This window comes from Terriglobus sp. ADX1 (assembly GCF_036877645.1).
Taxonomy (GTDB): Bacteria; Acidobacteriota; Terriglobia; order Terriglobales; family Acidobacteriaceae; genus Terriglobus.
Genome location: NZ_JAEDXV010000031.1, coordinates 11941 through 24147, shown reverse-complemented (window position 1 = coordinate 24147; position 12207 = coordinate 11941). Strand labels below are relative to the sequence as shown.

Genomic DNA, 12207 nt, shown 5'->3' with positions numbered 1-12207 from the left:
TTTGCCGTTATGTATCCCAAAGCAAAGAGGTGGATTCCCGCATGAGAATCCACCTCTTTGCTTTGATTTGTTGTTACTGAGGTAGCGCGAAGGTATACAGCGTATCCGCTACACCGAAGACCACGTACTGCCGACCGTTGCGTTCAAAGGTCATGGGGCCGTTGGTCAGGTTGCTGCCTGGACGCGCATGCCACAACGCCTTGCCCGTGGCCGGATCGAGCGCGAAGATGTTGCCATAGGCATCGCCACCGAAAAGCAGATGCCCTGCCGTGGCTAACAAACCGCTGTAGTTGCGGCTATTACGGCCTGTGTCCCTGCGCCAGACTTCCTTACCAGTCTTCGGATCAAGTGCCAGCAGGAAGCTGTTCTCTTCCAATGAAATGCCCGAACCACCTTGATGGTCTTCCGGTTTGCCGTTGGCATCCAGGGCGGAGTACCAGTACGACCATCCCTCTTCCGCATTCACGTAGAACAGGCCGGTTTGCAGGCTGAATGCGGGCGGAGGCCAGTTGGCGCTTCCGTTGGCCACACCGTGAATGAGTACACCGCCGGGCGTCTCTTCCTTCGCAGGATCAGGAATCGGCTCGCCCTTTGCATTGACTCCCTTAGACCAGTTCAGAGGAGTGAACGGGGTCGATACCAGTGATTCGCCCGTTACACGGTCCAGCAGGAAGTAGTAGCCGTTGCGGCTGGCGTGCGACAGCAGTTTGCGCGGCTTGCCATTGATGGTGGCGTCAAACAGAATGTTGGTTTCCACGGCGTCCCAGTCGCGTGTGTCATGCGGGCTGGGCTGGAAGTACCACTTGATCTTGCCGGTGTCCGGATCGACGGCGAGGATGGTGCAGGTGTACAGGTTTGCGCCCTCGCGGACATTGCCAGCCAGTACCGGATGCGGATTGCCCGTGCCCCAATACATCAGGTTCAGTTCCGGGTCATAGGTGCCGGTGACCCACAGCGGACCGCCACCGTGCTTCCGCGCCTCTTCGCTGGGCCATGTGTCTGCGCCGGGTTCACCTGCGGAGGGAATGGTGTTCAGCCTCCACAGTTGCTTGCCGTCGGCAGGATCCAGAGCATAGAGCGCGTGGGGCACGTCCGATACGTCACCGCTGGTGCCGACAATCAGCTTGTCCTTCACCACGAGGGGCGCTACGGCAATGTAATAGCCGAAGGTGACATCGCCCACTTCCTTATCCCATACGACCTTGCCGGTCTTCGCATCCAGCGCGATCACATGGGCGTCTGGCGTGCCGAAGTAGACCTTCCCATCCAGGTACGCAACGCCGCGGTTGGCAATCATGTTGCCCGTCGACTTGCGTTCGTAGCTCCACAGCTTCAAGCCGGTGACGGCGTCCACAGCCCACACATGGTTGGGTGACGTGACATAGAGAACACCATCCACAACAATGGGTGTTCCTTTGATCGCCAGTCCCTTCGTCGGCAGCGTCCACGCCAGCGTAAGGTTCTTCACGTTGGTGCTGTTGATCTGCGACAGCGAAGAGTAGCGGCGGCCGGAGCTGTCGCCGTTGTACTGCGACCAGTCAGCGCCCACACTGGGCAAACTTTGCACTGCGGCAACGGGTGCTGCAACAGGCTTCTTCTGCGCACCCGCGGTCAGGCACGCCAGGGTAAGAACGACGGCGCTACTTGAGCGTTTCCAGGTACGAGAAAACATCATGAATTTCCTTATCGGTGTAGGTGGGCAGCAGCGCCTTATGTCCCTTCAGCGGATCGTTGACATTCACAGTGACGTGATCGGTTTCCCACGTATGCGACACGCCATCGGCGGTTTGCAGCGTCACGGTAAAGCCGTCTCGATGCAGAAAGCGACCGTCGTATTTCTTGCCTGCAGCCGTTACGGAACCTGTCTCGGGCTTCGTCTTCGGCAGCAGAATCGCCTGTTCCAGTTCCGCGGGATCGCGCTTGGTGGCAATGCCCTTCATGTCGCCTGTAGCGGAGTGGCAGGTGGCACACTTTGCAGCAAAGACGGCCTTGCCCGCATTGGCATCACCCACATTCAACGAACCAGCAAATGCGCTGGCGCCAAGGGCGGACGCGCGTGTGAAGGCATCAATACGCGCATGCAGAAACGCTGCAATATCGGATACCTGATCCGCTGTGATCTGCGGGAAGGCAGGCATGCCCTTGTCCATACGGCCTTCATGAATCACCGTGCCAATGTCCTTACCGCCCACGTCGTGACGCACCAGTGCGGACATGGTCAGGTTTGGCCCCATGCCACCGGTGGCGTTAGCTCCATGGCAGGCAGCGCAGTTCTGGCCAAAGAGGTTCTGGCCGCGGATGACGTTGTCCTGCTTGAGTACGTTCTGCTTGGACACGGGGACTTCCTGTGCCGAAAGCGCTTTCGGGCACCATGCAAACAGAGCCCCAAGGACCAGAGAGGCGGAAATGAACGGAAGGCGTTTCATCTGACCCCACCTTTGTAACAAAAAGTGGTCAGACCATGCACTGCGCTTTACCGCCCTGATTTCTTGCTGGCCAGCGGCGGCGGATACGCACTCTTGTGTTTGCGCGGTGCCGGTGCAGGGGGCGGCAGTAGATCAATGCCCTTGCGATGCTCTTCCACAGCCTTACCCAAAGCGAATTTCAGCGCTTCAATGCCCTCTCCTGTAACAGCGGAGATGGCATAGAAAGGCAGCTTGCGACGCTTCGCGTAGGTCTGTAGTTTTTTTAACTTGTCGGGATTGGCCGCATCGATTTTGGCAGCAACCACGATGACAGGTTTGTCTTCCAGATTGTGGCCGAACTCTTCCAGCTCGCCTGCAATCACTTTGAAGTCTTCCACAGGGTCCGGGCGGCCAGAACCGTCAGAAACATCTACCAGGTGAGCCAGAACGCTGGTGCGTTCAATGTGGCGGAGGAACTGGATACCGAGGCCTGCGCCCTGGCTGGCGCCTTCGATCAGTCCGGGCATATCCGCGATGACGAACGATTGTTCGTGCGGGAAATCGCCCACCTTGACCACGCCCAGGTTCGGTTCCAGCGTGGTGAAGGCGTAGTTCGCAATTTTGGGACGAGCTGCAGAAAGCCGCGAAATCAGCGTCGATTTGCCCACGTTGGGGTAGCCGACAAGACCCACATCAGCCAGCAGCTTCAATTCAAGACGCAGATGCTTCTCTTCACCAGGGCGACCCAGTTCGTGCTCGCGCGGAGCCTGATGGGTACTGGTGGCGAAGTGCTGGTTGCCGCGGCCACCACGACCGCCGCGCGCTACTACGATCTGTTCGTCGGGGTAGCGGAAATCGTGAATCAGGTCGCCGGTGTCTTCGTCGAAGACCTGCGTTCCCACCGGGACGGCTAGAAGGGTGAAATCGCCACTGCGGCCGCTCATGTTGGAGCCTTCGCCGTGGGTACCGCGTTCTGCCTTGTGTTCCGGGTTAAAGCGGAAGTGCACCAGTGTGTTGTGCTTTTCGCTGGAACGCATCAGTATGTCGCCGCCGTGGCCGCCGTCGCCACCGGACGGACCGCCGCGCGGAACGAACTTTTCCCGGCGGAAGGCCATGCAGCCATTGCCGCCGTCGCCCGCCTTTACCCGGATTCTTGCCTCGTCAATAAACATCAGTGCCTTTATTCAGTTTAGTGGATGCGCGCTTCCTGTGCCGAATTGGAACTTGTTTCCCACACGCTGAACGGTCGAAATGTCTTTTTTTGTGCGTGTTAATGGGAGAAAATGGAGACGCCGGACAACATAGGCGTCCCCCGCGCATTCACGATCCGTTGACAGTGACCTGCCAAACTCTGAGGGGACATTTCGCAGAGGGCCTTCAGAGTTTCACTTACGCCCCGCAAATTATCCGCACCACCCTGTCGGCAATCGTTTCGACAGACATATAAGAACGCGAAGAAAAATTTCAGGAGACTTTTCGATGCAAATCAAGACCTTCCGCAGCCTTGCGCTTGCGGCAGTACTCATGTCCGGAGCGGCGGTTGGCGCATTTGCGCAGTCGGCCGTGGATGGCGCTGTCGGCGGAATTATCCATGATCCGAGTGGCGCTGTTGTACCCGGAGCGCAGATCACCGTTACGAACAATGGAACCTCGGCTTCGCAGACCGTGAAGGCGGACGATCAGGGTTATTTCCGCGCAATCCATCTTCAGCCGGGCACCTATACCGTAGAAGTCACCTCTACGGGCTTCGGAGCATACAAGTCCACGGCCGTCGTCGTGCAGGTTGGTCTGTTGACCAATGTGGATGCGAACCTGGCTGCCGCTGGCACCAGCACAGAGGTCACTGTGACCTCAGAAGTTCCGGCTATCAACACCACGTCGCCGGACTTCAACAGTGTCATCGAGCAGCACGTTCTCCAGAACCTGCCGGTGAACAACTATCGTTGGTCCAGCTACGCCGCCCTGACTCCGGGCGTTGTGTCTAACTCGGATGGCTTCGGCTTGCTGAGCTTCCGTGGCCAGAGCGTACTGCAGAACAACATCACCATTGACGGTGCGGACGATAACCAGGCATTCTTCGCGGAAGAGCGCGGACGTACGCGTGCGGGATACTCCACGGCGCAGAGCGCAGTGCAGGAATTCCAGGTGAACACCTCGAACTACACGGTGGAATATGGCCGCGCAGTGGGTGGCGTTGTGAACTCCGTTACCAAGAGCGGTACGAACCAGTTCCACGGCGAACTGTACTTCCGCGATCGTGACGCTGGCTGGGGTTCCAAGTCGCCCACGACACAGCTCACCACTGTTACCTCTTCTGGTCCGGTCACCAATGTGATCAAGCCCAAGGATTGGCGCAAGCAGTTTGGTGGTGCGGTCAGCGGCCCCATCATCAAGGACAAGCTGTTCTTCCTGTTGGCCATCGACAAGTTCAAGCGCAACTTCCCCGGAACGGGTGTTGCCAGCAGCCCGGCTACCTTCTTCGCGGCTCCAGATGCGACGCTGCCCACGGGCAAGACCTGCGGCGTCACCACCGGTACGGCTGCTCCCAGCACAGCGGATGCCAGCAACTGCACGCTGGCAGCAAACTATCTGGGAACCGGCAGCGCTTCCGCTGTTACACCTGCACAGTATGCAGCTGCAGTTCCTTTGTATAACCAGGGTCTCGCTGCGTTGAACACCATGCTTGGCCCCGTGCCACGTACGGGCGACCAGAACATCTTCTTCCCGAAGATCGACTGGCAGATCAACGGTCGCAACCATGCCAGCTTTGAAGTGAACCGCCTCAACTGGGCATCGCCCGCGGGTATTCAAACGCAGGCCACCAACACCTACGGCACGCGTTCCTTCGGCGATGACTTTGTGAAGCTCACCTTCGGCGTCGCCAAGCTCGACACCACAATCACCAGCAATCTCGTCAACGAAGTGCGTTACCAGTACGGCCGCGACTTCGAGTACGAGTTTGCTCAGACTCCTGCTACCAACTACGAGCAGAACTACATCAATCAGGCCCGTGGTGGCACATATACCAATCCGTTTGGCTTGCCGCCGAACGTTGGTATCACCAACGGCTTCAATTTCGGTACCCAGACGTTCCTGCAGCGTCAGCGCTACCCCGATGAGCGTCGTTGGCAGGTGGCCGATACTGCCAACTGGACACACGGTTCGCACAACGTGAAGTTCGGTATGGACTACCTGCACACCTACGACCTGAGCCAGAACCTGCGTAGCCAGTTCGGTAGCTACAGCTACTCCACCGTGGGTGCATACCTCGGCGACTGGTACCTGGGTCAGAGCACGAACTCGACTGTCTACAACAAGGCGAAGAACTACTCGTCCTACCAGCAGGCTTTCGGTCCCACGGCGTTCGACTTCGTCACGCACGACATCGGCATCTTCGCGCAGGACGAGTGGAAGGCTTCTCCGAACCTGAGCATTACCTATGGCCTGCGTTATGAGCTGCAGCTCTTCCCCAGCCCTTATGCAGGACTGCCGGTTACAGGTGGCAACTTCGGCACCAACGCGATTGCCCAAACCGGTGTGATGCCTTCGGATAAGAACAACATTGCTCCGCGTGTGGGCTTTGCGTGGGATCCGTTCGGTAATGGCAAGACCAGCATTCGTGGTGGATTCGGTCTCTTCTACGGCCGCACCATCAACTCCACCATCTACAGCGCTCTCACCAGCACCGGCAATGCAACACAGATCAATGGTGTGCCGGCGTCTCAGCTCACCTTTAACTACACCTCAACGCAGAGCGGCGCTCCGGCTTATCCTGCTGTGATCGGCAGTGTTGGATCTGCGGGTGCAGCTCCGGCTTCCACGTACTTTGCTCCTGGATTCCAGAATCCTTACACGGAGCAGTTTGATCTCTCCATCCAGCGCTCCATTGGCTGGAGAACGACCATCGGCGCCAGCTACATTGGTGCACTTGGCCGCGAGATGCCGAACTTCGTGGATGCGAACCTGCCCACTCCGACCACGACTGTTACCTATACCGTTGCGGACACCACGGGCAAAGGACCATTGCCTGCTGGCAGCAAGGTCACCACACGTTTCTACGCCAAGGGTGCTACGGGCACTGTTGCCGCGGGTGTGAACGGTCCCAATGCGTATGCCAGCAGCCAGCGTCCGAACCCCGTGTTCGGTGCGGTGACGGCGATTGTAAGCAATGCCAGCTCCAGCTATCACGGTGTGATTCTGGAAGCGAAGCATCAGCTCACAAACGGTCTGTCGTTTGACGTGAACTACACGTTCTCACATGCGTTGGACAACGGTGTGAACGGCACCACGTTCACCAGCACCAATGCCTACACGGATCCGTTGAACCCCGCGGCCGACTACGGCAACTCTGATAACAACGTGCCACAGCGTCTGGTGATGTACGCCGTGTATCAAACGCCGAAGTTCGTTCACGGACCCTGGGGTCTGCTGACGAATGCCTGGGAAATCTCGCCCAGCTTCGCTGCGCAGAGCGGTCTGCCGTACTCGCTGGCAAGCAGTGGCACTCCAACCACGGCGTTGGGCGATAACGGTTCCTCGCTGTCGGCCATCGGTGGTGGCATCAATGGTTCCAACGGTGCGTTCCGCATCGCAAACATTGGCCGTAACACCTACAAACTGCCCCGCACCATGGTGGCTGACCTCCGCCTGAGCAAGCGCTTCCAGATCCGGGAAGGTATGGACCTGGAGCTGTTGGGCGAGAGCTTCAACATCGCCAACCACTACAACACCACCGGCGTAACAACGACCGGCTATACCATCAGCACCAGCGCTACGGCGAACACGCTGACGTACAGCTCGGCCTTTGGCACTCGTACTTCGGTGAATAGCAACCTGGCCTACAGCCCGCGCCAGATCCAGTTGGGAGCGAAGTTCCACTTCTAATTCGGAAATTCGGAAACGAAAGGGTGACGGCTTCGGCCGTCACCCTTTTGCTTTTTTGCGCTACATGTTTTGCGTTTTCATGACGAAACCGCTACGCTGCGAAGACTCGAATTTTGTTATGTACAGAAGCTCTCCAGACAGCACAGAGAGGGCTTTAGCAGTAGTGTCGTTTGTTCCCGCAGTGGTGGTGTGTTCCGAAGAAGATAGCCGCATGCTTCAGCGTGCGGTTGGGGAGTGCTGTTTCGCTTGCTCGCGTTGTCTCGTATCGCTGTTCTTCTCCTACCACGCCGAACGTTTACAGCGTTGCTGTTGAGTCTCGCCGCTATGCCTGTTGCCATGGCACAGGATGCCTCTACCGGCGCGCTGAATGGCATCGTGTGCGATCCCTCCGGCGCTGCAATGCCGTCCGTTACGCTGACCCTGCGTGATGTGCATACCGGCCAGCAGCGCACGCTGCAATCAGATCGTTTGGGTGAGTTTCTCTTTCCATCATTGACGCCTGGAAGCTATGTGCTTTCCGCTACGGCTGCAGGCTTCAACCCATTACAGGTCGATGCGGTGGATGTTGCTGTTGGTAAGACAACGCGCCTGATGCCACGTATGCAGATAGGTGGAGCGCTTCAGACGGTGGAGGTCATCGCCTCACCTGCCGTGGAGTTTGATTCTCCACTGAATGCGAACCTGTCACCGCAGCAGTTGCAGATGCTGCCGTTGGATGGGCGCAGGTTCCAATCGCTGGCCGTACTCACACCGCTGGTCGCAGCGGAAGATGCGGATGTGGTGCTAAATCCCGCGGAGGAAAGCGCGCCGGAAGCTGTGGGAGATACCGACAACGCGCGGCTTTCCATTCGCGCGCAGGATCCGGCGTTGAACCGCTTCACGCTGGACGGCGCAGACCATACGCGTCAGTTTGATATGCAGCCGCGTGGCGGCAGCGCGCTTCCCTTTGCCATTACGCAAGAGGCTGTGCAGGAGTTTGGCGTACGCGCTGTTGCCGATGCGGATAAGACACAACCGCATGGAGCAGGCGGAGCATTGCGAACCGTTACGCGGCGCGGCGGCGAAGACTTTCACGGCTCGGCGTTCTTCCTGATCCGCAACAGCGCGGGGAATGCGGCGAATCCTTTCAGCACAACGACGCGTTACAACAACGGATCGCCCACAACAACGCTGGTAAAGCCACGCGATCAACGAGAACAATTTGGCGGCTCCATCGGAGGCAGGTTGGGGCTCCGCGGCGCATATGGTTTCATAGCATTGGATGGCCAACGGAGAAGCTTTCCTGCCACCTCCAGTCCATCCGACAACGCGTTTTATTCGCTTACGGCGGTGCAACGCGCATTGCTGGCAAATCGTGGAGTCAGTGCTACTGCTATTGCGAATGGGCTGGCTTATATCGATAGTTTGAGTGGCGCGTTGGATCGCCATGCGAATGAGGTATCGCTCTTTCCACGGTTGGACTGGGACACGGCTCATAGCAACACTGCAGCGCAATGGAATCGTGTGCGCTTCGATTCTGCTGCGGGACAGAATGCTTTACCTGTGGTTGCCCGTGGTCGAGGCAGCATCGGCAGCGTTCGTACCGAAGGCGATGATGTGCTGTTGCACACGACGGCCATGTTGCATCCGCGATGGAGTCTGGATACGCGCATTGGATACAGCAGCGATGTGACCTATGCTGAGTCACCGACACCATTGCCGCAAGAGCCGCATACAGGCCCCGGTGGCGGTGCGCCACAGGTAGATTTGTCTGATGCGTTTTCATTCGGCAGCGCGCCCATTACCGGGCTGCGCAGACTGCCGGATGAACGCAGTGCGGAAGCCGGAATCACATTGCGATTTCATGGACGAGCGCATCAGGTGAGCGTGGGTGCATCGTTGATCGCAACAGATGAGCGCATCGCTGGAAGCGAAGCGAACAATGGTCGGTATCTCTATGCCAATTCCACTACATCGGGCCATGCAGGTTCATTGGTGGATTTTCTTACGGACTACACCTACAACTCTGCCAGCTATCCGAATGGCGGATGTCCGTCGATCTATTCGCAGCCACATTACTTCTGCTTTTCCAACTTCACGCAGACCTTCGGCAGTGTTCCAGAGACGCGTTTTCATACGGCGGAATGGAGTGCGTTCGTCTCGGATCGCTGGCGTGTGACGCCGCGACTGCACATTAATGCGGGTGCGCGTTACGAGTGGGATCGCCTGCCTCCACCGCAGCATCCGAATCCCAGTATCGATGCGGTCTTCGGCGGTTTTGCTGCGACACAGACGATGCCTTCTGACACGAATAATCTCGCGCCGTTCGCAGGCTTTTCGTATGCGCCAACGAGCAGCACGGTAGTGCATGTGGGATATGGGTTTCAATTCTCCAGCATCCCCGGCACCACGATTCAGCGAGCGCTTGCCAACACTGCACAAACCGCCAGCCAGACGCAGCTTCGCATTACACCGCGCACCATCATTGATCCTGCATGCGCATCTTATGGGACGAACTTCGGCTACCCCGCAACGTATACCTGCGCACCTTTTGGGCCTTTGGCCAGTGCAGGCGCAGCGTGGGCATTTTCACGTTCGTTTCAGATGCCTGCCGCACAGACTGCAGAGCTATCCGTCTCTCAGCAGATTGCAACGCGAACACACATCTCAGGAAGCTACATCCTTGCGCTAAGTCGCGAACTGACTGACACAGTCGATCTCAACATTGCACCATCCACCTCCAACATTGCGTTCCGCATCGTGCGCAATGGTGGTGAAGCAGGTGCGCGCGGTGGCGATGTGTTTCATGTGCCGGTGTACACCGCTCGCAAGACATCCGCGTTTGGTCCTGTGACGGCGATCCTGTCTGATGGCAACGGAACCTATCACGCGATGGCGTTGACGCTGCAGCATCAGACGCCACGCACACTCACGCTGCGCACTTCGTGGACGTACAGCAAATCGCTGGACACGGTGCGCACTGGTCCCACGGCGCGCAATGAGAATGCACACTTCGATCCGTACAGTCCGCTGTACGATCGTGCTCCATCAAACTTTGATCATCGCCACCGCGTGACGATGCTTGCCGTGTGGCAGCCACGCGTGCGGATTACGAATGCTTTTCTTCGCACAGTCAGTAATGGATGGTCGCTCTCTCCTGTGTTGCTAATCCAAAGCGGGCGTCCTTACAGCTATAACCTCTCCGGTGGCTCGTCCTTACCGGGTGGCCGCGAAAGCCTGAATAACTCCGGTGGTGCGAATTATTTGCCGAGTGTTGGCCGCAACACACTTCGTTTGCCTTGGACGGAGAATGTGGATTTGAGTCTGTCTCGTGCTTTTGCGATGGCGCATGACCGGGCGCATCTACGTCTGATGATGCAGGCGTACAACCTGCTGAATCACGTGAACGTGACGACCGTGGAGCAGCGTGCATTTCTTGTAGGATCTGCTGGCGCGGATGGTGTGGTGCCACTTACGTTTCAGGACGCTGCAACGATTGCCGCTGAGGGGATAACCGGAAAGCCCTTTGGCATGGCGAGTCAGTCGGCAAACTCTCCCACCCGCGAACGGCGTCTGCAGGCTGGCCTGCGTTTCGAGTGGTAAAGATCACGTGGAAAAGCCGCTGGAGAGTGAAACTTCCAGCGGCTTCTGCACTGATTCAAATAACTACTTCGAGAAACGCAGCAGCAACATCTGATGGCGCTTCAGCGAGTACTTGTAGTCGTCCTTGATTGCGCCCAGATCCTTTGCATTCCAGATATCGCGCGCCTTCATACCTGGCTTCACGCCTGCTTCCTTCAGGTGCAGCGAGATGCCGCGTACAAAGTTTTCATCTTCACCGAAGTTGATAACAGAAAGCGCTACACCGCCATCTGCCAGCGGGCGCGACCAGATTTCGATTGGTCCTTCCTGGTAGACGCGCTCTGCCTGCTTGCCCAGCTTGTCCTGATCGATGGCCAGGACTTCGCGGTTCGTCAGAATGCCGGTGACTTCAGGGGTCAGTTGTGTCAGGTTGTTGCCCGCGAGTAGCGGTGCGGCCAGCATGGCCCACATGCCCATGTGGGCGCGGTTTTCATCCAGCGAGAGCTTGCCGTTGCCCACTTCCAGCATGTCGGGATCGTTCCAGTGGCCGGGGCCGGCATATTTGCTCAGCCCGATCTGCGTCTTTCCAATAAGCGCGATGGAGGCCCAGTTTGCTTGCACATCGCCCGTGGTGCGCCACAGGTTTGCGCCCACAGACGGACCCCACTGCCACACGGAATCAAACCCGTACTGGCACAGGCTGTACACAATGGGGCGGCCCGTCTTCAGTAGAGCCTGGTGCATTTTCTCGTAGGCGTCGTGCATCATCTGGTTCTGCTTCAGCCTGTCACCCGGAGCTTTGCTGTTCATCTCCTTGCCGAAACCGCATAGGTCGTACTTGAGGTAGTCGATGCCCCACGAAGCGTAGAGATCCGCGTCTTGCTGTTCATGGCCCAGGCTGCCTTCGTACTTCGCACAGGTCTGGTCGCCGGGGCTGGAATAAATGCCCAGCTTCAGGCCTTTGCTGTGCACATAATCAGCCAGCGCCTTCATGTCCGGGAACTTCTCGTTGGTATGCAGCACACCGTTGGCGTCGCGCTTGCCTTCCCACGTATCGTCAATATTCACGTAGACATAGCCCGCATCGCGCATGCCACTGGAGACGATCAAGTCCGCCGCAGCCTTTACGTCCTCCTGCGTCACCTTTCCTGCGAACCAGTTCCACGAGTTCCACCCCATGGGCGGCGTGGCTGCCAATGTTGTCTGTGCCGCGGGTTTGGTCTGCGCCACGGCAGACAGAGAAAGTGCAGAAGCAAGCAGGGCAAAGGCAATACGTCGCATAGAATTTTTTTGAGACCTCAGAATCAGGGTGGTCAAGCTGCGCAGAAAAGCATACATGGGTTTGCGTTACAGAATC

At 57.8% G+C, this 12207-nt stretch carries 6 protein-coding genes; 2 read left to right on the top strand and 4 right to left on the bottom strand.

Annotation, left to right across the window (positions count from 1 at the left end; all coding sequences use genetic code 11):
* Window positions 1-73: 73 nt before the first annotated feature.
* From JAO32_RS16865 to obgE, 3 genes are all read right to left on the bottom strand, one after another.
* Complete coding sequence (locus tag JAO32_RS16865; RefSeq protein ID WP_334242547.1) at window positions 74-1675, bottom strand: acido-empty-quinoprotein group A; 1602 nt, start codon at window positions 1673-1675, stop codon at window positions 74-76.
* Window positions 1641-2336 carry a cytochrome c gene (locus JAO32_RS16860; protein WP_334242545.1) on the bottom strand — a complete coding sequence of 232 codons (696 nt, stop codon included), beginning with the start codon at window positions 2334-2336 and terminating at the stop codon, window positions 1641-1643. Before JAO32_RS16860 ends, JAO32_RS16865 begins: the two co-directional genes overlap by 35 nt.
* A 137-nt stretch (window positions 2337-2473) precedes the next feature.
* A complete protein-coding gene (obgE, locus tag JAO32_RS16855) occupies window positions 2474-3577 on the bottom strand; it encodes a GTPase ObgE (protein WP_334242543.1) in 1104 nt (367 codons plus the stop codon).
* Window positions 3578-3884: 307 nt separating this feature from the next.
* On the opposite strand from obgE, the gene JAO32_RS16850 reads away from it, so the two are divergent.
* Both JAO32_RS16850 and JAO32_RS16845 read left to right on the top strand, forming a co-directional pair.
* A complete protein-coding gene (locus JAO32_RS16850; protein WP_334242541.1) occupies window positions 3885-7289 on the top strand; it encodes a TonB-dependent receptor in 3405 nt (1134 codons plus the stop codon).
* A 324-nt stretch (window positions 7290-7613) separates the two neighbouring features.
* Entirely contained in the window at window positions 7614-10871 is a 3258-nt protein-coding gene (locus JAO32_RS16845; protein ID WP_334242539.1) for a TonB-dependent receptor, read from the top strand.
* A gap of 63 nt (window positions 10872-10934) precedes the next feature.
* Here the strand turns inward: JAO32_RS16845 and JAO32_RS16840 are convergent, their stop codons facing one another.
* A complete protein-coding gene (locus JAO32_RS16840; protein WP_334242538.1) occupies window positions 10935-12131 on the bottom strand; it encodes a glycoside hydrolase family 27 protein in 1197 nt (398 codons plus the stop codon).
* Window positions 12132-12207 lie beyond the last annotated feature (76 nt).